This is a genomic window from uncultured Neglectibacter sp. (genome assembly GCA_937958185.1).
Taxonomy (GTDB): Bacteria; Bacillota; Clostridia; order Oscillospirales; family Acutalibacteraceae; genus Acutalibacter.
This window is the reverse complement of sequence record CALFFN010000012.1, coordinates 22,406-46,147: the sequence shown is the minus strand read 5'-3', so window position 1 is coordinate 46,147 and position 23,742 is coordinate 22,406. Positions and strand designations below refer to the sequence as shown.

Sequence of the window (23,742 nt, the reverse complement as noted above, 5' to 3'; positions counted from 1 at the left end):
GATCCCTTGAAGGATTGCAGGCTTTTTTCCGAAAAAAACTGCCCCGTCTCGGTTTTTTTCTCCAAAAATGTAAATTTTTCAAATTTTTGTTGATATGTTGTGCGTTATGCGGTATAATGATACAGCATGTAGAGATGACAATATTCGGGAGGTTGCTCCTTTATGAAGAATAAAAAGCCGCTTATTATTACTTTGAGCTGTATCGGCGCTTTGGCGGTGATCGCCGCCTGCGTATGGTTCTTCTGGCTGAAGGACTATCTGGCTGCGTCGGGCGCGTCGCCTGTATACGTCAATTCCGTCTCCTCCATTATCGGGCTGGATACGGGGTCGAACCCCCGGTATTCCGGCATTGTGGAGCCGCAGAAGACTTATAAGATCAACAAAGATGAAACAAAGACCGTGGCGGAGGTGCTGGTCAACGTGGGCGACGAGGTCCACGTCGGCGATGTGCTGTTCCGCTACGATACGCAGGAAATGCAGTTCGCTCTGGAGCAGGCACGGCTGGACCAGGAACAGATCTCCAACCAGATCAGCTCTTATAAAAATCAGCTGACCACCCTGGAAAAAGAGAAAAAAGCCGCCGACAAGGACGACCAGTATGCCTACACGGTGCAGATACAGTCTGTGGAGCAGCAGATCAAGGTGCAGGAGTACGAAAGCTCCAAGAAAAAGAGCGAGATCGACAAATTGCAGGAATCCCTGGGCAACGCCGACGTGGTATCCGAGGTAGAGGGCGTCGTCAAGGAAGTGAACACCACCCCGAAAATGGACAGCTCCGGGCAGAACGCCGCCTTTATCAGTATCTTGTCCGCCGGGGAATACCGCATTAAGGGCACGGTTTCCGAGCTGAATGTTTCCGCCATTTCCGAGGGACAGGCTGTGCTGGTGCACAGCAGGATCGACCCCGCCCAGGTCTGGAACGGCGTGGTGGAGTCCATCGACAGGGAAGCTTCCACCGACCAGAACAACAACATGTACTATTACGGCGGCGACACCGGCGAAAAAAGCTCCAAATACAATTTCTATGTGCTGCTGGATGATCTGGAAGGCCTGATGCTGGGGCAGCATGTGTACATAGAGCCTGATTTGGGCGACAACGTGAAAAAGGAAGGTATGTGGCTGCCTGCCATGTACATTGCCCATGACGACAGCGGCAGCTTTGTGTGGGCAAAGGACGAGAAGGACAAGCTGGAAAAACGTGTGGTCCTGCTGGGCGAATATGATTCCGGCAACGATATGTATGAGATCAAGAGCGGCGTCACCAAGGCGGATTCCATTGCCTATCCCAGCGATGACCTGAAGCCCGGTATGCCCACCACCACCGACGCTTCGGCGGCGATGCCCCCCGAGCCTGACATGGCAGGCGGGAGCGAGTATCCCGGCGGCGACATGGCTGGCGGCGATGTTCCCGGGAACACGGACGGGTTTGCGCCTGAGGGCGGCGGAGATTCCTACAGCACCGGCGACGGGGATACCATGTTCGACAATGGCTCCGATATGATCGGCGGCGCTGACGGCAGTGGGGATATCATCACCGCTTCCTCCGTGGAAGGAGGAATTGTCCCGTGATTTTAGAGCTGCGGAACATTTATAAGACTTATACGCAGGGCAAGCTGGACGTCCCTGTGCTGAAAGATGTTTCCCTTTCCGTGGAGGAAGGGGAATATCTTGCCATTATGGGACCTTCCGGCTCCGGCAAGACCACGCTGATGAACATTATCGGCTGTCTGGACACCCCCACCTCCGGCGAGTATTTGCTGGAGGATCAGGACCTGTCCAACGAAACCGATCTGAAGCTGTCCCAGGTGCGGCTGCACAGCATTGGATTCGTGTTCCAAAGCTTTCATCTGCTGCCCCGGCAGTCCGCTGTGGAAAATGTAGCCCTTCCCCTGCTTTATGCCGGGGTGAAAAAAAAGGAACGGCTGGAAATGGCGCGGAAAGCGCTGGAACGCGTGGGACTGGGCGACCGAACGGAATTTAAGCCCACCCAGCTTTCCGGCGGGCAGTGTCAGCGCGTTGCCATTGCCAGAGCCATTGTAAATAACCCCAAGCTCCTGCTGGCAGACGAGCCCACCGGCGCTCTTGACACCACTGCCGGGGAGCAGATCATGGAGGTTTTCCAGCGGCTGAACGACGAGGGCGTCACTATCGTTATGATCACCCATGAGCCGCAGATCGCCGCCCACGCCCAGCGCACACTGCACATTCGGGATGGACGGCTGACAGACGCCCAGGGAAATTTCCTCTCTCCCCTTACCGAGACTGCCGACAAAGCCGGGGGACCCTCTGCCGAAGCGGAGCAAAAGCCCGCGGTGCAGGCTCCTTTCCGGCAGCATATCGTCGCCCCCATCGTTTCCAGAGAGGTGACCCCTCAGGAAACGCCCACGGCAGAAGCTGCTCGGAAAACTGCCCCTGTAGAGATTTCCAGCATTTTTGAGCAGCCGGAAAAGGCTGATGAGCCGGACGATATTTTTGAACAGTTCGACCCCTTTGCGGCAGAACTGGCTGCTGCCGACGCCGCTGCCGAAGAACAGGGCACCCCAGAGGAAGCGGTGGAAAATCCCGCTGCCGAGCCGGAAGCCGCCGTGCCTGCGCAGGAAGAAACAGCGCAGAACGCGGAAGACGAAGCAGAGCCTGTCATTCTGCCGGAAACAGAGACAATGCCTGAGGAAGCTTCTGAGCTTCCTGCGGAAGAGCCGATAGAAGAAACTGCAGAGCCGCAGGAAGATGCGCAGACGGAAGAACGTAAAACGGAAGACGCTGAGGTAACATCGGACACGTTCCTGGATCAGGAGATCGCCGCTTTGCTGGACGCCGATGAAAAGGCTTCCTATGACGCGGGGGACGCTTTCTTAGAGAAGGCGGGAATTTCCGAACACACCGCAGCGGAGACTGCCGAAGAAACGGAAAGCCCGGCGTTGATTGTTCGGACTACCAAGTCCGGCGCGCCTGCCCAAATCTCCTTTGACATTTGGGCTGACCCCAAAGAGGAATTTGACACTGCCGCCGCAGAATTTGCAGAAGAATCAAAAACGGTGGAGCATACCATCGAAGGATCCGGCAGCGCGGAGATGGACAGCGAGCCTGCCGCGGATACGCCGGAGGAAGCACCTGTAGAAGAAGCTGAGCCGGAAGCAGAAGAAGCCGTCAGTGTGCCCGATGTAGCGCCTGAAGCGGTCGATGCCTTTGACACGGCGTTTGCTTTTGAAGCGGCGGAAGAACCTCCCCAAGCACCGTCTGCCGCCGGGGAATTTGGCGTGCCGCTGAAAACGGAGCTGGACATTTCCCATCTTTGGGACAAGCCGGAGGAAACCTCCGCCGAGCCTGAGACACAGGAAGACCCCGTAGAGACGGCAAAGCCCGCAGAGCCTTTGGAGCCGGTTCCCGGCAGCCCCAGGAAGCTGATAGAAATTGAAAACATCAAGGTCGATTTTGACGATGAAACTTAACACTGGGATAAAGAAAGCTTGCAGAAAGGAGGACGGTTATGTCGGCAGGAAGAGCTAAAAAGAGAGATAAACGCCTGATCGCGATAAGCATTTCCGCCGTGGTGGCTGTGCTTCTCATCATTGCACTGTGGTTTTACCTGCAGTACCGCAATGACAGCAAATTCGTGGAAGTGATCCCCGTTTCTCAGGTGGCGGATTCCTATTGGGGCGACCAGAGCTCCTCTTCGGGAATGGTCATCAGTGACTATATTCAGGAATTGTACCCCTCCACTGACAAGGTGGTCAGCGAGATATTTGTGCAGGAGGGGCAGGAGGTCCGTATCGGCGACCCTCTGCTGCAATATGACAAGACCCAGCTGGAGCTTGACGTGGGGCTGAAGGAGGTTGCGGTCAAACAGGCTGACGTGAACCTGACGGAAGCCCAGAAGCAGCTTCGCAAGCTGCAGAACACCAAACCTTCCGCCACTCCCAGACCCACCACCCGTCCTTCCAGCAGACCCACTACCCGCCCCACGGTGCGTCCTACGGGCACGCCTACACCTACCCCCGTTCCTCCGCCCGATGTACCGGTATACAGCAAGCTGGACTTAAATTCCGTACCCTATCAGGGCAGCGGCACGACGGACGACCCCTATGTGTTCCTTTGCACAAAGGACTGCATCATGACCCCGGAATTTCTGAGATGGCTGCTGGGGGATACCAGCGTTCAGCCCACGCCGGAGCCTGACGAGGGGGACGACGACACCGAGGAAGATGACAGCAGCTCCTCTGAGGACGGCACGGAGCCGGAAACCACCCCCTCTCCCCAGCCGGGCAGCCAGCTTGTTTCTCCTTTTGCCGCCCTGTTCGAGGTGCGGGACGGGAACTCTAACTACGGGCAGCTGATTTCCGCTTTCAAGCTGGACGGCACCAAACTCTCCGCCAGCATTGAGGCTTCCGGCACCATTCCCGGATATAGCTCTCTGGATTCCATTGAAAACCTGTTCGGCGCAACGCCCACTCCCAGCGCCGACAACTATAACGATATGAACTACACCTCGGCGCAGCTTTCCCAGCTGATCGCTGAAAAGAAGGAAGAAATCAAGCAATTGCAGACCGCCAAAAAGCAAGCGCAGCTGGATCTGCGCAAGGCGGATTTCCAGCTCAAAAACTCCACCGTGCTCAGTACGGTGGACGGCACTGTGCGGACGCTGACCGATTGGGACACCGCGTTATCGGAAAACAAGCCGTTTCTGGTAGTTTCCGGCGACAGCACCTACTATGTATCCGGCGCGCTTTCGGAAAATGTGCTGGGGCTTGTGCAGGTGGGCGATTCCGTTACCGTCAACGACTACATGACCGGCAACGTCTATACGGCACAGATCGTCAGCATTGCCGACTATCCGCTGGAGGCGGACTCCAATCTGAGCTACTACGGCTCTGGCAACCCCAACAGCTCCAGCTATGAATTTACCGCGGTGGTAGAAGACGGGGACGGTCTCCAGAACGGACAGTATGTGGACATCACCCTGAGCCTGCAGGACGAAAGCAGCGCCGACGCCCTGTACATTCAGAACGCCTATATCCGGGAGGACACCTCCGGGTCCTATGTGATGAAGGCGGGCATTGACAACCGGCTTGTAAAGCAGTATGTACAGACAGGGCGCTCCCTGTACGGGTATTCCATGGAGATCAAATCCGGGCTGACCATTGACGACTACATTGCTTTCCCCTATGGAGCGGACGTGGTGGAGGGCGTAAAGGTCCGGGTGCAGGGCTCTGAGGAGGGTCCTTCCCAGGACGGGGACAATTCTTCCCTGCCCACCATAGATATGCCGGAGGAGCCTGTTGTGCCGGAAGGCGGCGAAGATTCCTCCCTTTCCTCTTCTGAAAACGGAGACGGCGAGGACGCCCCCGATACGCCCGCCTACGATGATCCTCTGGCTGGCGCCGTCATTACCGGGCGGGACGAAGACGGCATTACCTTCAAAACGGAAGACGGAGGAGGCGTGATCCTTGATTGAGAATATTCGCCTGTCCTTTCAGGGCATCTGGTCCCATAAAATGAGGTCTTTCCTGACCATGCTGGGAATTATCATCGGTATCGCTTCCATCATTTCCATCATCTCCACCATCAAAGGCACCAATGAGCAGATCAAGCGGAATTTGATCGGCGCGGGCAACAACGTGGTGCAGGTGCAGCTGTACCGGCAGGACTACGAATACGTGTACGATATCGGCAACGAGGGAATGCCCGAGGGCATTCCGCAGGTAGACGAGGACACCCAGGAAGCCATTGCCGCCCTGCCGGACGTAGAGGCGGTCGCCGCCTACAATCGGCGCACCAGCTATGGCAATTCTTTCTATTTCGGCAACACGGAGCTTTCCGGCTGCGAGGTGTACGGCATTGACAATTCCTATTTCTCCACCTGCGGCTACACCGTCAAGCGGGGGCGCACCTTTGTGCCCAAGGATTTCCGGGATTTCCGGGCAGTCGCCGTCATCGACAGCGACACCGCGAAAATGCTGTTCCAGGGGGAAGAACCCATCGGCAAGGCGATCGAGTACAACTCCATCGCGCTGGTCATCGTGGGCGTGGTAGAGCCGGAACTCGCCTTCGAGCCGGTCATCAATTCCATCGACGACTACTACACCTATATGCAAAATTCCACTGCCGGAAAGGTATTTATCCCCAACAGCATCTGGCCCTCCCTGTTCGCCTATGACGAGCCCCAGGAGGTGTCTGTGCGGGCTGCCAGCACGGAATCCATGTCCACGGTGGGCAAAAGCGTTTCCGACCTGCTGAACGCCCGGTGCTCCAATGAAAACATCATCTACAAGGCGGAGGACGTTTTGCAGCGCGCCAAAGACCTGCAGGACCTGAGCAACGCCACCAATCAGCAGCTTATCTGGATCGCCATGATCTCCCTGCTGGTGGGCGGTATCGGCGTAATGAACATCATGCTGGTGTCCGTCACGGAGCGGACCAGGGAGATCGGCTTGAAAAAGGCGATCGGCGCCAAAAAGAGCCGCATTCTCTGGCAGTTCCTGACAGAAGCCGCCGTGCTCACCAGCCTGGGCGGTATTTTGGGCGTGGGCGCGGGGATCGGGCTTGCGTACCTCATCTCCAACCTGACTCAGACCCCGGTGGCGATCAGCATTCCCTTCATTTTCCTTGCGGTGCTGTTCTCCATGGCAATCGGTATCCTGTTCGGGCTGCTTCCCTCCATCAAGGCGGCAAACCTGAACCCCATCGACGCCCTGCGCCATGAATAAGCGGGCGGGAAAAGCATTTTGAAAGAAGATGACCCGCTGAAGGCTTTGCTTTTCAGCGGGTTTTTTGCATGAAAACTAATTCTTTAGAAACTAAAATGGAGCAATTGAAATGGTAAAGGAAGTTACTGACCCCAAAGAAAAAACTGCCATAACAAGGACTATTCTGGAGGCGCTGCCGGAATGGTTCGGCATGGAAGAAGGCAGAGAGGAATACATTGCCCTCAGCGCGACCCAGCCCCTCTGGGCGGCTTTTGCAAACGGGGAAGCGGTAGGCTTCCTCTGTTTGAAGCCTACCAGCGAGGATACCATGGAGCTGGCTGTGATGGGCATTCGCAGGGAATTTCATCGGCGCGGCATCGGCAGGAATTTGTTTGCGGCGGCAAAGGAATACGCCAAAGGCGCGGGGTATTCCTTGCTGCAGGTGAAGACTGTGGAACCGGGACATTTTGAAAGCTACGATGCTACAAACAGCTTTTATCAGAGCCTTGGCTTCAAAAAGCTGGAGGTATTCCCTACCCTTTGGGACAAGACAAATCCCTGCCTTGTCTATGTGATGGCGCTCTGATTTTCAGAAAATACGGTAAATTTCCTGTGGAGGACAGATTTTATGCTGGACAGAAGCATTCCTTTTTACAACATGATCCTGAAATGCTCAGAGTGGACGCCCTCGGAAATTTCATTGCCGGAGGGCTTCGCGTTCAAGCCTTTTGCGCCGGAAGACGGAGCCGCCTGGGCAGCACTGGAATGGGAGATCGGGGATTTTTCCACCCGGGAGGAGGCGCTTTCCTATTTTCAGGAGACCTATGGAAAATTCCCGGAGGAGCTGCGGAAACGGGCGGTGGTGCTGGCGCACGGGGACGATATCGTGGGCTTCTGCATTACATGGCGGGACAAGCGGGGCGATGACTTTGTCGCGTCCCTGCACTGGCTGGTGGTATCTCCGGCTTGGGAGGGGCGCGGTCTTGGGCGCGCGCTGGTGCAGAAAACGATGGAGCGTTACCGGGAGCTTGACGAATTCCCGGTGTATCTTCACACCCAGCCGTGGAGCTGCCGGGCGCTGATGCTCTATGTGCATTTGGGCTTTCAAATCCAAACACAGGACAGCTTTGCGGACTACGAAAACCAATATGCAAAGGCGATGGCTGCCTTGCGGGACGTGCTGCCCCCGGAGCGGTTCCAGGAGCTGCTGGACGCGTCGCAGGGCTGAGAAAAAGCTCAGCGCTTTTGCACTGAGCTTTTTCTCAGTCAAGCTTGCAAATCTCCTATCTTTTTTGCTTTACATCAGAACGGCTTTTTACGCTGAACCACGGCGTTTGCAAAAAGGTTCAGCGGAGAAACAGCAGACCCGCTTCCCCATTCTTGACGATTAACAGCCGGTCTGCGAAGGTGCGGATCAGGCTTACCTGCTCCCCTTTCTCCACCGGCAGGCAGAGCTCGGTATAATCTCTGGCGCGCAGTCCTTTTTCGTCCTCATAAAGATAGTCGTTCGGAATCTCCAAAACAGCGCCGCTCTTTCTGACACGGCAAAGGGAAAGCTCCTCCCCGCGCCGCAAAAGCTCCACGAAATTTTCCGGCCATGTGATCACTGCGCCCGCCGCCGCTTTCTGCGAGCAGGGCGCGGTGATTTTCCTGTAGCGGTCTACACTGACGCAGCGCCAGTCCCCCGTTTCATTGTCAAGGATCACGCCGTTCAGCTGCCCGAAATCTTTTACGCCGTTGCCGCCGTCGATAGAAAGGATATTTTTCTCATCATGGTAGATCGGATTGTTTGAAAAGCGGTCCGTGCGGTAATTTGCCGCGGGCCAATGCCCAACCAACAGCAGCCTTTGGAATACATGCTCCGCTGTTTCGTGGAAACGGGGCGTGCTCAGCACATATTCCATGTTCTGTGCCGTCAGGTCCTCGTTTTCCAGCCCCGCATGGGCAAACAAAAACCGCTCCGTCTCCAAAATGTACGGCAAGCCGCGGAGAAAAGCCATTTCCGATGCAAATTCCCGCTCCGCCCTGTTCCACAGCCCGGCCACTTCTTCCACCGTCTCCGGGAGAGGAAGCCCCATGGACAGCGCCATTTCTCCCAGCAGCGTCCGTTCCCGGAAATAGGAGATACTGCCCAGCAGGTTTTCGTCTGGAGCGTCACAGGCAAAAATGTCGTTGTTGCCCGCCAGCACATAGACCGAGCTTTCCCGCGCAAGCTCCATGACGGCGCGCAGGGTTTGCAGGTTCTGTGGACCTTTCTGAACGATATCCCCAATCACCACCAGGGAATCCTTGCCGGGGCAGTATTCCATTTTTTCCAGCAGCGCCTGAAAAAGCTCGTAGCTGCCGTGGATATCGCTGGTGACGAGAATGCGTTTCGCCGTGATTTCTGCCCGGAGTATCCGGCTTTCCTCTATCATGCTGTCATGCTTCCTTTCCCTCAAAATGATCGACGGGCAGATCATCGCAGCCCGATCGTTTTCAGCACTTCTGTGGTGGTCATGCCCAGGTCTGTAAAACGCATCTCTTCCAGCGGGAACGGCAGCGGGACGGTGTTTCCCAGCTTGATAAGCCGATAATTCCGGCGGAGACGGTCCGTATTCTGGAGGATCGTCTCCCGCACCGCCGGTTTTTCGATTTGCTCCGGGTGCTCCAAAAGCCGTTCCAGCGTGCCGAATTGCTTCAAAAGGGCTGCCGCCGTGACCTTCCCCACACCCTTTGCCCCTTTCAGGTTATCCGATCTGTCCCCTACCAGGCTTTTGAAATCCGCGTACTGCCCCGGGGAAATCCCCAGCTGCTCCTGTATGGTCTGCGGCGTACAGACTGTTGATTTTACGCCCCGGTAGCGCAGAACGGACACATTCTCCGTGATAAGCTGGAAGAAGTCACTGTCAAAGGAGGAAACCACAAGCTTCATGGACTTTCCCAGGGTCAGCGCGTAGGAAGCTATCAGGTCGTCCGTTTCACAGCCGACAGTTTCCCAATAGGGCATGGAAAGGGCTTTCAGGGCGGAGAAAATATCGGGAAGCTGGGAATAGGGGTTTTCCTCTTCGGGCACTGCGGTGAAATCCGGGCGGTTCGCTTTATAGGCGGGGTCAAGGCCGGCACGGGGCGAAGCCTGCTCCCCGTCGAAAAACACTGCCGCGTGAGTGGGGTTTACCATGCGGAGAAGCTTCAGCAGCGCGCCTGTAAACCCAAGCGTCCCCTGGATCGCCCTGCCCTGGGAATTGACGATGCGGGCGGGCATACCGAAAAACATTTGAAACAACAGGTTGCTGCCATCTACCAGCAGAAGCTTGTCCATAAGGTTCTCCTCAAAAGAAAAAGCCCCATGCTTCCATAAAAACATGGGGCTTTCTGTGCTTTTTATGCTGCTATCCCGCAGGAAATCTTAGATTTCAGCGAAATACTTGATGGTGCGGACCATCTGGCTGGTGTAGCTGTTCTCGTTGTCGTACCAGGAAACGACCTGCACCTGATAGGTGTCGTCGTCCAGCTTGGAGACCATGGTCTGGGTGGAATCGAACAGAGAACCGTAACGCATACCGATCACGTCGGAGGAAACGATCTGATCCTCGTTATAGCCGAAGGACTCGTTAGAAGCAGCCTTCATTGCAGCATTGATGCTGTCGGGGGTGATGTCCTTGCCCTTGACAACGGCAACCAGAATGGTGGTGGAGCCGGTGGGGACAGGAACACGCTGAGCAGAGCCGATCAACTTGCCGTTCAGCTCGGGAATGACCAGACCGATCGCCTTGGCAGCGCCGGTGGAGTTGGGAACGATGTTCTGTGCGCCTGCACGAGCGCGGCGGAGGTCGCCCTTACGCTGGGGACCGTCCAGGATCATCTGGTCGCCGGTGTAAGCGTGAACGGTGGTCATGATACCGCTCTGGATCGGAGCGTAATCGTTCAGAGCCTTTGCCATGGGCGCCAGGCAGTTGGTGGTGCAGGAAGCAGCGGAAATGATGGTGTCTTCCTTGGTCAGGTTCTTCTCATTTACGCTGTACACGATGGTGGGCAGGTCGTTTCCGGCAGGAGCGGAAATGACGACCTTCTTTGCGCCAGCCTTGATGTGGGCCTCGCTCTTCGCCTTGGAGGTGTAGAAGCCGGTGCACTCCAGAACTACGTCAACGCCCAGCTTGCCCCAGGGGCAGTTGGTTGCGTCAGGCTCTTTGTAGATGGTGATCTTCTTGCCGTCTACTTCGATATAGTTATCTTCGCCCTCACCCTCATTGTAAGTGACGGTGTGCCCCTGAGCAACATAGTTGCCCTGAGCGGTGTCATACTTGAGCAGGTGAGCCAGCATTTTGGAGCTGGTCAGATCGTTGATGGCAACGACCTCATAGCCTTCTGCGCCGAACATCTGACGGAAAGCCAGACGACCGATACGGCCGAAACCATTGATTGCAACTTTTACGGACATTGGTAAAACCTCCTAAAAATTTAGTAGAGCTTTTCGCGGAAATGTCCATTCCGAAAGTTTTACGTATCTCTTCCCCGCCTGCGGCGGGGAAGAGATACACTTTTCGTTCATTGGAATGGGCACTCCTCTTTTCGCTGCTTCTATTCTACTGTATTTTTCTGGAATTTACAAGACCTTGACAGAATTTTTTCTGTCAAGGTCCCCATTTCCTGTCAAAATATTATCTTTCGCTGTCGAAAAAGGAATTTCCGCTCAATTGGGACGGAAACGGCGGGTCGCCGGCTTCCTTGCGGAAGGCTCCGCTTCCCCTTCCTTTTGGGGTCTGTGAATGCTGTATTTGCGGAAAGTCATCAGGAAGACCAGCAAAAACAGGGACACCCCCAGGCTGGAAAGCTGGATCATGGAGGGAATCTCCCCGGAATAGCTTTTCCCCAGCACCAGCAGGGCAAGATTCGCAAAGGAGTAGGTGATGGTCAGCACCACGGCGAAAATCCCGGCGACGAATACCCGCTTCGCGGCGGAGGCTTCCTCCACCCCGGCAAAAAGCTTGCACAGGTAGAACAGGGCGATCAGCACGCTGGCGCCTCCGGCGACCGCGAAGAAATTCTCCACGAAGGAGGAGGACTTGGCGTAAAACATATAGACAAGGATCAGATAGGCAATGCCCCAGATCACGGCGGCAAGATACAGCAGCGGCGCTTTTTCCAGGCTGTTCTTCCCCCGGAAGAAGCCCACGGACACGAAAAGCTGCACCGCGCCGAACAGGAAGCAGGACACCAGGAAAATGACGTGTATGAACCCGCGCTCAGCAGAATCATAAACGGAAAAGCCCGTTTTCAGGTAGTTTACATAATCTGCGGTCTGTAAAATCGCAGACGCAAGCAGCGCCACGCCGGACAGGACGGCAACTACACCCAGCATTTCGTTTTTCCTGTGCACATACGCACCAAAATACCGCCGGGAGCAAAAGCACATCACTGCCGCAAGCAGTGCGGTGAGCATGGGGAAAATCAGGCTGCACCACGCCATGACGCCGCCGTCCGTATAAAAGCCGGTCTCATAGTCGAAATAGTACAGCATTTGAATGACGCGCAGCACCACGCCGCCGCCAAAACCCACACAGGTGACCTTCAGGGCGTTGCCCACGTTCATAAACGAAAGATCCTTTAAGTTCTTTTCCATATCCACGACCGCAGCCTTTCCGCGGAAAAGCTTCCTTTCTCTCAGAAAATGCGAGGGCGCTCGAAACACAAAGCGCCGTTAAGAATTTATTATACATCATTTGGGCAGGATTTCCAAGAGAAGAAATAAAAAATCTCCCGGAAATTTTCTTCCGGGAGACAGGTCAGAACTATTCAGCGCTGATCCAGCGGGGTATACTTCTGCGCTACCGGCAGGGCGCGGTAGGCGGGGCGCATGATCCGCCCGCCGGTGGTCAGCTCTTCAATGCGGTGGGCGCACCAGCCCGCGATACGGGACACGGCAAACATGGGGGTAAACAGCTCCTCGGGGATCCCCAGCATTTCATAGACCAGCCCGGAGTAGAAATCCACATTGGCGCTGATGACCTTTTCGTTGCCGGTCACCCGCTGATATGCCGCCGGGGACAGCTTTTCCACCAGCTCGTACAGCGCCAGCTTCTTGCCAAAGCCCTTCTGCTCCGCCAGTTCCCCGGCTTTTCGCTTTAAGATCACCGCCCGGGGGTCGGACAGGGTATAAATGGCGTGACCCATGCCATAGATCAAGCCGCTGCCGTCCGCCGCTTCCCCACGGAGTATTTTTTCCAGGTAAGCGGTAAGCTCGTCCTCGTCCTGCCAGTCCTTCACGTGCTCCATAATATCCCGCATCATCATGCGGACCTTATGGTTGGCGCCGCCGTGCTTGTAGCCCTTCAGGGAGCCTACCGCCGCGCCGATGGCGGAATAGATATCCGTCCCGGCGGAGGTGAGCACGCGGGTGGTAAAGGTGGAGTTGTTGCCGCCGCCGTGCTCCGCGTGGAGCACCATGCAGAGGTCCAGCAGACGGGCTTCCTCCTGGGTGAAGTCCTTATTGGGGCGCAGGGCGTTCAAAATGGCTTCCGCGGTGCACTGCCCCGGCTCGTAGGGGTGGAAGAACATGGTCTCGTGGTCATAGTACCGCCGCTTTGCCTGATAGGCATAGGACATGATGGACGGCAGGCGGGCAATGAGAGAAATACTTTGCCGCATATTATTTTCCAGAGACAAGTCTTCCGGGTCATCGTCATAAGAATATAAGGTCAGCACAGAACGGGCGATCTTGTTCATGATATTTTGCGAGGGGGATTTCAGAATGGTGTCCTCCAGGAAAAATTCCGGCAGCTCCCGGTTGCCGTAGAGCAGCCCGCACATCCTGTCAAACTGGCGGCGGTCAGGCAGCTTGCCGAAAATCAGCAGCCACGCCACCTCCTCAAAGCCGAAGCGCCCTTCCTTGGCGCAGCCGTCCACAATATCCTCGATGTCGATGCCGCGGTAGGTCAGCTTTCCTTTATCCGGCACCTTGTCGCCGTCGTTGATCAAATAGCCGTGGACGTTGCACACGTGGGTCAGCCCTGCCATAACGCCGGTGCCGTCGGGGTTCCTCAAGCCGCGCTTTACCCCATTGTATTCGTATTCCGCCTTGGTGATCTGATTGTTTTTCTGATATTCCTCGCACAGCTCCTGAATGGTGGTGCTGGTCTCGCTTTCACTGTTTAGCCGCTGCATCGCCGCTCTCCCCTTTCCAAATGAATCGACGCCTGTTGTTTGATTGTACCGCGGGCGGCACGATAAGTCAACCAAATAAGAATCGTTTTGCAGAAAAAATTTCATTTTCATCTATTTTTTACGCCATTTTTGAAGAAATCAGCGATCATTTTGAAATAAATGACATGAATTTATGTAAAAAGGAGTGTTTTATCATGCAGGAACAAAAACAAAAAAACGGCTTGCGGCAAATGGGGACCGCTTTTCTTCTGGTCTATGCCCTGATCGCCCTGCTGCCCTTGGGCGTGTACGGTCTCGGAAAGCTTCAAAAGGAAAAACCGAAAGCTGCTCCAAAGCCCGCGGAAAGGCAGGTCTCCGCTTCCAATGAGCCGGAAGCGCCTACGGCAGCTCCGGGATTTTTGGAGCCGCCCGGGCAGGGGAACGCAGACAAAAGCAGCGAAGAAACAGACGTTTTTACGCTGCTCGACCATGCCACCGGGAAAACAGTGAGCGTACCCAGAAGCACGCTGCTGCCCGCCGCGGTCGCCTGTGAAATGGACCTTTCCGCCCCGGCGGAAGCGCTGAAAGCCCAGGCGGTCGCCTGCTACACCCTGTTCTGCCGGAAGCGGGCGGCGGGAGAGGTCATCGACTGCGACAGCGAAAGCTGGCAGGTCTGGGTCCCGGAGGAGACCATGCGGGACCGCTGGGGCGAGGATTTCGAGGACAATCTGGCAGTCCTGCAAAAGGCCGTCGAAGCAGTATCCGGGGAGCTTCTGACCTGGAACGGCGAGCCCATTTTAGCATCGTATTTTGCCATTTCCGCCGGGGCTACGGAAGCCTGTGAAAACGTTTGGGGCGGCAGCCTGCCCTATTTACAGGCGGTGGCAAGCCCGGGGGATTTGTTCAGCAGCGGGTATTTGAGCAGCGTCACCCTGAGCGCCGAGGAGCTGAAAAGCGCCGCCGCTTCCTATTTTACAGAAACACCGCCGGAGCTTTCCGGCGACGCGGCAAATTGGTTTTCTGAGATCGAATACACTCCCTCCGGCTATGTCAGCTCCGCCGTGCTGGGGGGCGCGACCGTTTCCGGCGGTCAACTGCGCGGCGCGTTCTCCCTGCGGAGCGCCTGCTTCCAGGTGAAGTATGAAGACGGCGCGTTCCATTTTACCGTCCACGGCTGGGGGCACGGCGTGGGCATGAGCCAGGCGGGGGCGGCTTATCTGGCAAAACGGGGAAAAACCTACCGCGAAATCCTGAGCTACTACTATCCCGGGGCGGAGCTTACTTCCGGGCTTCCAGATGAACGTCCAGCTGGGGGAACGGGATCGTGATGCCCGCTTCGTCAAAGGCTTTCTTGACCGATTCCTGCATGGAATAGTACAGGTTCCAATAGTCCTCGTGGCGGCACCAGACCTTTGCCGCCAGCGTGACGGAGCTGTCTCTCCACTCCCCTACCACCACCTGGGGCGCCGGGGCTTGCAGCACGCGGCTGTCCTGCTCGATCAGCTTTTGGAGCACCGCTTTCGCCTGTTCGATATCCGCCTGATAGGAAATGCCGTAGCTCAGATCCAGCCGGCGGGTGCCGTTGCTGGTGTAATTCACCACCACGCCGCCGGTGATCTGGGAATTGGGCACGATGACCTCCTTGTTGTCGAAGGTGGACAATATGGTATAGAGTATCTCGATGCGCTTGACCGTGCCCTCATAATTCCCGAATGCCAGATAATCTCCCATTTTGAAGGGCTTCGTAAAGATGATCTGTATCCCGCTGACAAGATTGGACAGGCTTCCCTGCAGGGCAAAGCTGGCGGTCAGACCCGCCGCGCCCAGGGCGGCGATCAGGGAGGTGATATTGATCCCCAGCTGGGCGATGGCGCTGACGAACGCTACCAGCAGCACCAGCGCCTTGACCAGCGAGCCGATGAAGCTTATCATCAGCGGGTCAAGCCTTCCCCTGGAGATGGTTTTTTTCGTCAGCCGTGACGCAAGGCGCGCCAGCAGCCAGCCCGCAAAAAAGATCACCGCCGCCAGCAGGATATTCCCGGCAAAGCCCTGAAGCCAGCGCAGCACCGATTCCCAAAAATTTTCCCAAGACCAATTCATGGCAACAGCCCCCTTGTGTTTTCGGAGAAGAATGTCTTTATTATAGTCTTTTTTGGAAAGAAAGCCACAAAAAAACGGAAATTTGCGGAAAAATAAAATTTTTCACGCTTTTGGGTTTTGCATGGGCGATTTTTGTGATATACTAATAAGAACTATTGACCGCGCTATATCAAGAGCATATCTCTATTTGGGAATGGGAGAATCGCTATGGATCACAGTAATACGACCACCGCAATGGGTTCCAGCCTGCTGGGACGCAATGTATACAGCGTCTGCTTCCCGGAGCGGGACAATCTGGACAGCTTGCAGGGAGAGCTTGCCGCCGCGCGGAAAAAATTCTTCACAAACGGCAGGAAGACCGTCCGGGTGGGAAAAAGCGAGGTCATCAAGGGCTTCGACGGGAAGCTGAAGGGCAAGCTGTACCGCCATGGGCTGTATTGGAAAAAATCCGCCGGGAAAGTGGCGCTGGAGGAAGCCTTCGACCAGCGCAACGGCTATTCCGTGGTCTATCGGGACTTTCGGGGCATCATCACCAGCCGGGTGTTTTTCAACAGGAACCAGGTCTGGCTGAAATCGGAATATTACGAGCCGTGGAACAGTTCCACTGCCCAGATCATTTTTAAGCCAAAGGACGCTTTCGACGTGATCGAGCGCTTTGACCGGGACGCGGAGCAGAAGCGCTACCGCTCTACGGAGCTGCACCCTCTGCCCTATCTTGCGGGCACGGCGGAGCAGAGCATCGTCAACGCAAAATTCGGCGAACCCATGCTGATCGTTTCCACAGCGGAGGGAGAGTTCTGCTACTGCCCCAAAAAGGAAGCGCAGGCGCGGAAGGTGGCGCTGGACGAGATCAAAGATGGCACCATCATGCTGATGCCCGCCTGGGAGATCAGGGACGGCGCCCTTGCCGCCGAGCCCGGCGAGGAAGAAACGGCCGTGACCTTTACCAGCCTGGAGGAATACGCCAGGGTGGAGCCGGGACAGGAAACAGCGGAAGCCGCCGCCCTCCCCTCCCCGCCGGACAACACGGATACGGAGGAATTCCACGATGTGCCCGCCCTGGAAGAGCAGCCTGCGGCGGAAACTCCCATTTCCCGGGAAAAGCAGATCCTGCAGGCTGCCAGAAAGGCGGCGGGACTGGAGAACGCCGGGGAGATCGCGGCGGTCATCGCCGACGGCGAGGTACAGCCGGTGGAAGCTTCCACCCCAAAGGCAGAGCATTACGAGGTGCAGAACGGGCAGGTGGTCCCGCCGGAAAAAGCTGTTCCCGCAGAGAGGAAGACCACCGGCGAAACGGCGGTATACCGCGGGGAATATCTGGACGGCAAGCGGGAGGGCTTTGGCTCTCATTTTTACAAAAACGGCAGCCTGTGCTACGCGGGCTTCTGGAAAAACGACAAGCGGGACGGCCTGGGCGTTTCCTTCCGGGAAAGCGACCATGCCCTGCACATTGCGAAATGGGAAAACGGGCAGCCGGGCGGGTTTATTTCCCTGTTCGACAAGGACGGGAACCTCCGCTACGGCGGGCACATGATAAACGGCAAAAAACAGGGCGCCGGGGTCTCCTTCCGCCAGGCGGACGGCACGATATTTGTGGGCAAATGGGAGGACGGCGAGCCTGCCGGGCTGGGCGCCGCTTTCGATGCAAACGGAAACCTGCTGTATTACGGCGGCTGGAAGGACGGCAAACGCAGCGGGCACGGCACGGAATTTGACTTAAACGGCGCCATCGTCTTTGACGGCGAATGGAAGGACGACAAGTACCACAACGGCATTTTGTACCAGAAGCAGCGGGATATGGAGACTGCCGATCCCTTTGCAGGCGCCCCGCCGGACCACAACTGACAGCGGTGGGAAGCTTTTTCCCATGAAAAAATCCTTTTCTTTGCAGAAAAGGATTTTTTCAAAGAACTTTACTTCAGCATTTTCTCCACGTCGCCGATCAGGTTCCCGACGGTGTGGATCGCTTTTCCGGCGTTCTTTTTCATGACCTTTGCCTTTTTGTGCGTGCCGTTCATGGCTTTCGTACCGATCGCCGCTACCGCCGCGCCTGCCAGCACGCCCATGCCGATGCCCTTTGCCACGTTCATTACCTGCTTCGCCATTATTTTGAACCTCCACAAAATCAGAATACATTTGAGCAGCTTCAGCACTGCTTTCACTTCCATGATTCCCGCTTCCTCCTTTGTTTATGCGAAAAAAGTTCTTTCCGAGCAATAGAAAGGTGTGTCTCTTTTGTCAAATTTGAACATTGTTCTGGTCGAGCCGGAAATTCCCCAAAACACCGGGAATATCGCCCGCACCTGCGCGGTCACCGGGGCGGCGCTGCACCTTGTGGGTCCCATGGGCTTTTTGCCGGAGGACAAAAAGCTGCGCCATGCCGGGCTGGATTACTGGCAGTATTTGACCCTTTCCTATTACGATAGCTTATCCGATTTCTTTGCAAAAAACACAGGGGCGTTTTACTTTTTCTCCACAAAAGCCCAGAACCGTTACACCGATATTTCCTACCCCGACAACTGCTATCTTTTTTTCGGGAAGGAATCCGCCGGGCTGCCGGAGCGTTTGCTGTTTGAGCACAGGGAAAGCTGTGTGCGCATTCCCATGATGGACAGCGCCCGAAGCTTAAACCTATCCAATTCCGTTGCCATCGGCGTATTTGAGGTGCTGCGGCAATGGGACTTTCCGGCGCTTTCCTGCAAAGGCGAGCTGCGGGAATTTGACTGGGCTGCCGCAAAGCAGAGAAAGCCCGGCTCGGAATTTTTGTGAGCAGGGCGCTTCGCCGTTTTGCATGGAAAGCTCAGGGAAGGCTTCCCGAAAAAAGCGGGGCGCAACTTCATACTTTCGTAAAATTTATTGTTTATACTATCCTTATCATCGGCACCCTCGGAAAGGAGACAGCTGCGTGGCTCATTTTATCGAATTTGACGGCGTATGCAAATATTACACCATGGGAGAAAACAGGATCGCTGCGGCGGACCACATCAGCTTCTTTGTGGAAAAAGGCGAATTCTGCATTATTGTGGGTCCCTCCGGGGCGGGAAAAACCACCGTGCTCAATATGCTGGGCGGCATGGATACCTGTGACGAGGGAAAAATCCTGCTGGACGGGGAGCTGATCAGCGCCTACACCCCGAAGCAGCTGACCACCTACCGGCGGTACGACGTTGGGTTCGTGTTCCAGTTCTACAATCTGGTGCAGAACCTGACGGCTTTGGAAAATGTGGAGCTGGCAAGCGAGATCTGCCGGAAGCCCCTGGACGCTGCCGAAACGCTGAAGGGCGTGGGGCTGGGCGACCGTCTGAAAAATTTCCCGGCACAGCTTTCCGGCGGCGAGCAGCAGCGGGTCTCCATTGCCAGGGCGCTGGCAAAGAACCCGAAAATCCTGCTGTGCGACGAGCCCACCGGCGCGCTGGACTACAAGACGGGGAAATCCGTACTGAAGCTGCTGCAGGACACCTGCCGGAGCACCGGGCGGACCGTGCTGGTCATCACCCACAACAGCGCGCTGACCGCCATGGCGGATCGGGTGATCCGCATAAACAGCGGGCAGGTCATCTCCAATGAGGTGAACGCCCACCCCACCCCGGTGGAAGAGATCGAATGGTAAATCAGGCTTTCCCTGTTCCGCAGGAATTGCCGGTCATGTTAGGACCAGAGAAATTCGGAAAGGAGACCGCCGCTTGAACACGAGCTATCGGAAAAATATTTTGCGCACCATCAAAAGCTCGCTATCCCGCTTTCTTGCCATTTTTGCCATTGTGGCGCTGGGGGTCGGGTTTCTGGCGGGACTGCTTTCTGCGCCTATTGATATGCGCCTTTCCGCTGAAAGCTATTATAAAGACACCGATATGTACGACCTGCGGGTCGTCTCCACCCTGGGCCTGACGGAAGAAGATTTGGAGCTTGTCCGGCAGACGGACGGTGTGGAGCACGTGCTGCCCGTACACGACGAGGATCTGGTCCTGCTGACCTCGGAGGGCGATTCCCTGACCACCCGGGTGCATTCCCTGCCCACGGAAAACGACCCCGCCATGAACACCATTCTCCTGCAAAGCGGCAGGATGCCGGAAAAGCCGGGAGAGTGTGTGGCGATCCAGACAAAGACCCTGGGGGTAAAGCAGGACTGGGTCGGGCAGACCCTGACCCCCGAACAGGACGAAAGCGAAGACGACGATGAGGAAAGCGAAAGCGGGCTGTCCTCCCCCCTGACCGTAGTGGGCATGGCGAAAAGCTCCCTCTATCTTTCCATGGAGCAGGAACACACCACAGTGGGCACGGGCACAGTGGGGCTGATCCTCTACACGCCGGACGAGACCTTTGACCGGGACGTGTACACAGGGTTCTATGTCACGCTGGAGGGCGCGAAGGAGCTGGGCGCGTTCAGCGACGCGTATCAGGAAAAAGCTGACGCCGCCGCAGAACTCTTGGAGACCCTTGGGGAAGAACGAGCGGACATTCGGTATCATGAGATCGTGGACGAAGCCAACGAAAAGCTGGCGGACGCCAAAAAGGAATATGAGGACAAAAAAGCGGAGGCGGAGCAGGAACTTGCCGACGCGAAAAAGGAATTGGACGATGGCGAACAGGAGATCGCGGACAATGAGAAAAAGCTTGCCGACGCCAAGGCGGAGATCGACCGGGACCAGCAAAATTTGAACGACAGCCGGGCAGAGTATCGGTCTCAGACCGCTTCCGCGCAGGAGAAGATCGACAGCGGCTACCGGCAGATACAGGAGTATCAAGCAAAGCTGGACGAAGCAAAAAAGCAGATCGACGCCGTCCGCGCGCCGCTGGACGAAAACCAGAAAAAGCTGGACGACGGCAGAAAGCAGCTTCTGGCGGCAAAAAACCAGCTGGAGGAAACGGAACAGCTGCTGGACGGCATCGACGCGGGGAAAGCCACTTTCTGGCAAGCCGCCGCTGTGGTGGGGCTGCCCTCTGAGGACATTTCCGACCGGGGAACGCTGGCGGCGCTGGCGCAGCTAGAAGTGCTGCACCCCGATGTGGCGGAGCAGTTCGCCCCCCTGAAAGCCGGGCTGGAAGCCCTCGCCGCCCAGGGCACGGACAGCGTGCAGGCGCGGACGGAGCTGGAAGCCGGGAAAGCCCAGTGCCAGCAGCAGGAAGAAGAGCTGGACGCCGCGCAGGAGCAGCTGGACGCCGCCTACAAGGAGCTGGCGGTACAGAGCAAGCCGCTGGAAGAACAGCAGGAGCAGTTGAACACGCAGAAAGCGGAGCTGGATAAAAACGCCGCCGCCCTGCGGCAGGCGCAAATCGCCGCGCAGGGGCAGTTTGCTTCCGGCGAGGCGCAGCTTGCCGACGCCCGTGCCCAGTATGAGGACGGCATTGCACAGCTTGCCGACGCCCGGAAAAAGCTGGAGGACGGGCGCAAAGAATATGAAGAAGGCAAGGCGGAAGCCGACGAAAAGCTGGCGGACGCGGAAGAACAGATCAAGGACGCGGAAAGCAAAGTCCGCGAGCTGGAAGAAGGACAATGGTACCTCTTTACCAGAGAAGACAACGCCGGGTATTCCAGCTACGATTCCAACGCGGATAAAATCGGAGCCATCGCCGCCGTGTTCCCCGCTTTCTTCTTTCTGGTGGCGGCGCTGGTAGCGCTGACCACCATGACCCGCATGGTGGAGGAGGAGCGCCAGCAGATCGGCACCATGAAAGCGCTGGGCTACTCTTCCGGGAAAATCGCCGTCAAATATCTGCTGTATGCCGCCTGCGCCAGCATTGCGGGCAGCATTTTCGGCTTGGCGGTGGGGCTGCGGCTGTTCCCCTATATCATCATTACCGCCTACAATATCATGTACGATATCCCGAAAGCGCTAACGCCCTTCAACCTGCCCTATGCCCTGTTCTCCTCGTTGACGGCGGTCCTCTGCACGCTGGCGGCGACCTTCAGCGCCTGCCGGGCGGAATTGAAAGCCGTGCCGGCACAGCTGATGCTGCCCAAAGCGCCCAAAGCCGGAAAACGGGTCTTCCTGGAATATATCACGCCTCTGTGGAAGCGGTTGAAGTTTACGCAGAAGGTCACGGCGAGGAATCTGATCCGCTATAAAAAGCGGTTCTTCATGACCATTATCGGCATAGCCGGGTGTACCGCGCTGCTGGTGACAGGGTTTGGCGTGAACGATTCCGTCGCCCATATCGTGACGCTGCAATATGATGAGCTGAACCAGTACCAGATGATGGTGGCGCTGAAGGACGAAAGCGCGCTGGAGGGGCGGGAGCTGAAAAAGCTGCTGTCCGACACGGAAAAGGTTTCCGGGTACCTGCCCGTCATGCAGGAGGAGGGAAAGATCGTTCCGAAAAAGAACGCGTCTGCGGACAGCATCACCATCTGCACGCCGTCCGATGTAGCCGCCATGTCCGAATATTTTACGTTCCGCCGCCGGAGCGACCACCAGCCCGTTCCATTTGAGGAGGATTCCGTCATCATCACGGAAAAGCTGGCGGAGCGGCAGCACTGGAAGGTGGGCGACGCCATCACCCTGACAAATCAGGACAACCGGGAAGCCACCCTGACGATCACAGGAATCTGTGAAAACTATGCCATGCATTACCTGTATCTCTCCCCTGCCGCTTACGAAAAAGCCTTTGGGCAGGCGGTGGAAAACAACATGGTGCTGGGCAAGCTGCCGGAAACCACCAGCCGGGAGGATGAGGACGCCCTCTCCACCGGGCTGCTGAACTGCCGGGACGTGGCGGCGGTACGGTTTACCACCGAGCTTTCCGCCAGCTTTGCGAACAGCATTCAGGGGATCAATTCCATCATTGCCGTAATTATCATCTGCGCCGGGGCGCTGGCGTTTGTGGTGCTTTACAATTTGACCAACATCAATATCAGCGAGCGGGTCAAGGAGATCGCCACCATCAAGGTGCTGGGCTTCTACGATGTAGAAGTGTCCGCCTACATCTACCGGGAAAACGCGATCCTCACGGTGCTGGGCGCGGCGGTGGGGCTGGTGCTGGGGATTTTCCTGCACCAATTCGTGATCCGCACGGCGGAGCTTGACATGGTCATGTTCGGGCGGACCGTGTTCCCGATGAGCTACGTGTGGTCCGCTTTGCTGACCATATTCTTCAGCGTTTTGGTCAACCTTGTCATGCACCGCAAGCTGAAAAAAATCAGCATGGTGGAATCCATGAAAGCGCCGGAATAAACGAAAGGAAAAATTATGCCTAAAATACCAAGAAAACATTTGATCATCACCGGGGTGCCCCGGGCGGGAAAAAGCACCCTTGCCCGGCGGGTCTCCCGGAAATTCGGCTACCAGCATATCAGCATGGACTCCATCATTGCCGGGTTCGAGCAATGCTTCCCGGAAACGGGCGTGGACACAAACGCGCCCAAATCCTCGGAAGAGATCCTGTTTACCATCAGCCGGAAAATGGCGCCCTTTCTGCGGGCAATGATGAGCATGGACGAATACGACGAGCTGAACGAGCCCATGGTCATTGATATGTACCAGCTGCTGCCGGAGGATTACGAAAAGTACATCGACAAGGAGCTTTGCGACATTTTGTACCTTGTCACCGGGGACGTGACCCCTGAGGAACGGTTCCAGATACAAAAGGAATTTGACACGCCCCAGGATTATTCCTACTATCTTTCCGATGAGGAGCGCATGGAGGGCTGTGAATACCTGGTAGAGCAAAGCAAGCTGTTCCACTCTCAGTGTGAGACCTACGGTCTCCCCTGCTATGAAACCTCCCGGAACCGGGAACAGGTGATGGAGCAGATTTTAGAGAAGCTGGAAAGCACCTGTACGCTCCAATAAAAAATGGACCCGCGGTCTTTCTGCAAAAAGCCGCGGGTGTTTTTTTA

General features: G+C 56.3%; 19 protein-coding genes. 12 read left to right on the top strand and 7 right to left on the bottom strand.

Annotated elements, in window-relative coordinates:
* Positions 1–162 precede the first annotated feature (162 nt).
* The 6 genes from AB8996_RS03375 to AB8996_RS03350 all read left to right on the top strand — a co-directional run bounded on the left by AB8996_RS03375 (position 163) and on the right by AB8996_RS03350 (position 7,911).
* Positions 163–1,569, top strand: coding sequence for an efflux RND transporter periplasmic adaptor subunit (locus AB8996_RS03375; protein ID WP_369297564.1), 1,407 nt, complete (start codon positions 163–165; stop codon positions 1,567–1,569).
* Positions 1,566–3,449, top strand: a complete 1,884-nt coding sequence (locus AB8996_RS03370; protein WP_369297563.1) for an ATP-binding cassette domain-containing protein — start codon at positions 1,566–1,568, stop codon at positions 3,447–3,449. Before AB8996_RS03375 ends, AB8996_RS03370 begins: the two co-directional genes overlap by 4 nt.
* A gap of 38 nt (positions 3,450–3,487) precedes the next feature.
* On the top strand, positions 3,488–5,452 hold the full coding sequence (locus tag AB8996_RS03365) for a biotin/lipoyl-binding protein (RefSeq protein WP_369297562.1): 1,965 nt from the start codon (positions 3,488–3,490) through the stop codon (positions 5,450–5,452).
* Positions 5,445–6,704 carry an ABC transporter permease gene (locus tag AB8996_RS03360; protein ID WP_369297561.1) on the top strand — a complete coding sequence of 420 codons (1,260 nt, stop codon included), beginning with the start codon at positions 5,445–5,447 and terminating at the stop codon, positions 6,702–6,704. Before AB8996_RS03365 ends, AB8996_RS03360 begins: the two co-directional genes overlap by 8 nt.
* Positions 6,705–6,813: 109 nt before the next feature.
* On the top strand, positions 6,814–7,269 hold the full coding sequence (locus tag AB8996_RS03355) for a GNAT family N-acetyltransferase (RefSeq protein ID WP_369297560.1): 456 nt from the start codon (positions 6,814–6,816) through the stop codon (positions 7,267–7,269).
* Between the two features lie 42 nt (positions 7,270–7,311).
* On the top strand, positions 7,312–7,911 hold the full coding sequence (locus AB8996_RS03350; protein ID WP_369297559.1) for a GNAT family N-acetyltransferase: 600 nt from the start codon (positions 7,312–7,314) through the stop codon (positions 7,909–7,911).
* A gap of 118 nt (positions 7,912–8,029) precedes the next feature.
* Here the strand turns inward: AB8996_RS03350 and AB8996_RS03345 are convergent, their stop codons facing one another.
* The 5 genes from AB8996_RS03345 to AB8996_RS03325 all read right to left on the bottom strand — a co-directional run bounded on the left by AB8996_RS03345 (position 8,030) and on the right by AB8996_RS03325 (position 13,826).
* Positions 8,030–9,100, bottom strand: a complete 1,071-nt coding sequence (locus tag AB8996_RS03345) for a metallophosphoesterase (RefSeq protein WP_369297558.1) — start codon at positions 9,098–9,100, stop codon at positions 8,030–8,032.
* 41 nt (positions 9,101–9,141) lie between these two features.
* A complete protein-coding gene (locus AB8996_RS03340; protein WP_369297557.1) occupies positions 9,142–9,984 on the bottom strand; it encodes a 5'-3' exonuclease H3TH domain-containing protein in 843 nt (280 codons plus the stop codon).
* An 87-nt stretch (positions 9,985–10,071) separates the two neighbouring features.
* Entirely contained in the window at positions 10,072–11,103 is a 1,032-nt protein-coding gene (gene gap / locus AB8996_RS03335) for a type I glyceraldehyde-3-phosphate dehydrogenase (protein WP_369297556.1), read from the bottom strand.
* A gap of 252 nt (positions 11,104–11,355) precedes the next feature.
* Entirely contained in the window at positions 11,356–12,285 is a 930-nt protein-coding gene (locus AB8996_RS03330; RefSeq protein WP_369297555.1) for a hypothetical protein, read from the bottom strand.
* Positions 12,286–12,458: 173 nt separating this feature from the next.
* Positions 12,459–13,826: a citrate synthase gene (locus AB8996_RS03325; protein WP_369297554.1), complete on the bottom strand. Its 1,368-nt coding sequence runs from the start codon at positions 13,824–13,826 to the stop codon at positions 12,459–12,461.
* Positions 13,827–14,020: 194 nt separating this feature from the next.
* On the opposite strand from AB8996_RS03325, the gene AB8996_RS03320 reads away from it, so the two are divergent.
* Positions 14,021–15,133 carry a SpoIID/LytB domain-containing protein gene (locus AB8996_RS03320; protein ID WP_369297553.1) on the top strand — a complete coding sequence of 371 codons (1,113 nt, stop codon included), beginning with the start codon at positions 14,021–14,023 and terminating at the stop codon, positions 15,131–15,133.
* On the opposite strand, the gene AB8996_RS03315 is transcribed toward AB8996_RS03320, so the two are convergent.
* Positions 15,084–15,905 (bottom strand): mechanosensitive ion channel family protein, encoded by an 822-nt coding sequence (locus AB8996_RS03315; RefSeq protein ID WP_369297552.1) that lies wholly within the window; start codon positions 15,903–15,905, stop codon positions 15,084–15,086. The genes AB8996_RS03320 and AB8996_RS03315 overlap by 50 nt on opposite strands.
* Positions 15,906–16,112: 207 nt before the next feature.
* On the opposite strand from AB8996_RS03315, the gene AB8996_RS03310 reads away from it, so the two are divergent.
* The gene (locus tag AB8996_RS03310) at positions 16,113–17,750 is read left to right on the top strand and encodes an MORN repeat-containing protein (RefSeq protein WP_369297551.1); all 1,638 of its coding nucleotides are present in this window, start codon (positions 16,113–16,115) and stop codon (positions 17,748–17,750) included.
* Between the two features lie 68 nt (positions 17,751–17,818).
* Here AB8996_RS03310 and AB8996_RS03305 read toward each other — a convergent pair whose 3' ends face one another.
* Positions 17,819–18,073: a hypothetical protein gene (locus AB8996_RS03305; protein ID WP_369297550.1), complete on the bottom strand. Its 255-nt coding sequence runs from the start codon at positions 18,071–18,073 to the stop codon at positions 17,819–17,821.
* A 67-nt stretch (positions 18,074–18,140) separates the two neighbouring features.
* Here AB8996_RS03305 and AB8996_RS03300 point away from each other — a divergent pair, with 67 nt between their 5' ends.
* From AB8996_RS03300 to AB8996_RS03285, 4 genes are all read left to right on the top strand, one after another.
* Positions 18,141–18,674: a tRNA (cytidine(34)-2'-O)-methyltransferase gene (locus AB8996_RS03300; RefSeq protein WP_369297549.1), complete on the top strand. Its 534-nt coding sequence runs from the start codon at positions 18,141–18,143 to the stop codon at positions 18,672–18,674.
* Between the two features lie 136 nt (positions 18,675–18,810).
* The gene (locus AB8996_RS03295; protein ID WP_369297548.1) at positions 18,811–19,515 is read left to right on the top strand and encodes an ABC transporter ATP-binding protein; all 705 of its coding nucleotides are present in this window, start codon (positions 18,811–18,813) and stop codon (positions 19,513–19,515) included.
* Between the two features lie 73 nt (positions 19,516–19,588).
* On the top strand, positions 19,589–23,077 hold the full coding sequence (locus AB8996_RS03290; RefSeq protein ID WP_369297547.1) for an FtsX-like permease family protein: 3,489 nt from the start codon (positions 19,589–19,591) through the stop codon (positions 23,075–23,077).
* Positions 23,078–23,092: 15 nt separating this feature from the next.
* Positions 23,093–23,695, top strand: coding sequence for a hypothetical protein (locus tag AB8996_RS03285; protein ID WP_369297546.1), 603 nt, complete (start codon positions 23,093–23,095; stop codon positions 23,693–23,695).
* Positions 23,696–23,742: the final 47 nt, after the last annotated feature.

What these genes read in the sequence shown, in the direction of transcription:
- AB8996_RS03305 (WP_369297550.1), bottom strand. Translation starts at nt 18,073, where the DNA reads ATGGAAGTGAAAGCAGTGCTGAAGCTGCTCAAATGTATTCTGATTTTG.
- AB8996_RS03340 (WP_369297557.1), bottom strand. Translation starts at nt 9,984, where the DNA reads ATGGACAAGCTTCTGCTGGTAGATGGCAGCAACCTGTTGTTTCAAATG.
- AB8996_RS03310 (WP_369297551.1), top strand. Translation starts at nt 16,113, where the DNA reads ATGGATCACAGTAATACGACCACCGCAATGGGTTCCAGCCTGCTGGGA.
- AB8996_RS03375 (WP_369297564.1), top strand. Translation starts at nt 163, where the DNA reads ATGAAGAATAAAAAGCCGCTTATTATTACTTTGAGCTGTATCGGCGCT.
- AB8996_RS03350 (WP_369297559.1), top strand. Translation starts at nt 7,312, where the DNA reads ATGCTGGACAGAAGCATTCCTTTTTACAACATGATCCTGAAATGCTCA.
- AB8996_RS03365 (WP_369297562.1), top strand. Translation starts at nt 3,488, where the DNA reads ATGTCGGCAGGAAGAGCTAAAAAGAGAGATAAACGCCTGATCGCGATA.
- AB8996_RS03325 (WP_369297554.1), bottom strand. Translation starts at nt 13,826, where the DNA reads ATGCAGCGGCTAAACAGTGAAAGCGAGACCAGCACCACCATTCAGGAG.
- AB8996_RS03330 (WP_369297555.1), bottom strand. Translation starts at nt 12,285, where the DNA reads ATGGAAAAGAACTTAAAGGATCTTTCGTTTATGAACGTGGGCAACGCC.
- AB8996_RS03315 (WP_369297552.1), bottom strand. Translation starts at nt 15,905, where the DNA reads ATGAATTGGTCTTGGGAAAATTTTTGGGAATCGGTGCTGCGCTGGCTT.
- AB8996_RS03345 (WP_369297558.1), bottom strand. Translation starts at nt 9,100, where the DNA reads ATGATAGAGGAAAGCCGGATACTCCGGGCAGAAATCACGGCGAAACGC.
- AB8996_RS03320 (WP_369297553.1), top strand. Translation starts at nt 14,021, where the DNA reads ATGCAGGAACAAAAACAAAAAAACGGCTTGCGGCAAATGGGGACCGCT.
- AB8996_RS03285 (WP_369297546.1), top strand. Translation starts at nt 23,093, where the DNA reads ATGCCTAAAATACCAAGAAAACATTTGATCATCACCGGGGTGCCCCGG.
- AB8996_RS03355 (WP_369297560.1), top strand. Translation starts at nt 6,814, where the DNA reads ATGGTAAAGGAAGTTACTGACCCCAAAGAAAAAACTGCCATAACAAGG.
- gap (WP_369297556.1), bottom strand. Translation starts at nt 11,103, where the DNA reads ATGTCCGTAAAAGTTGCAATCAATGGTTTCGGCCGTATCGGTCGTCTG.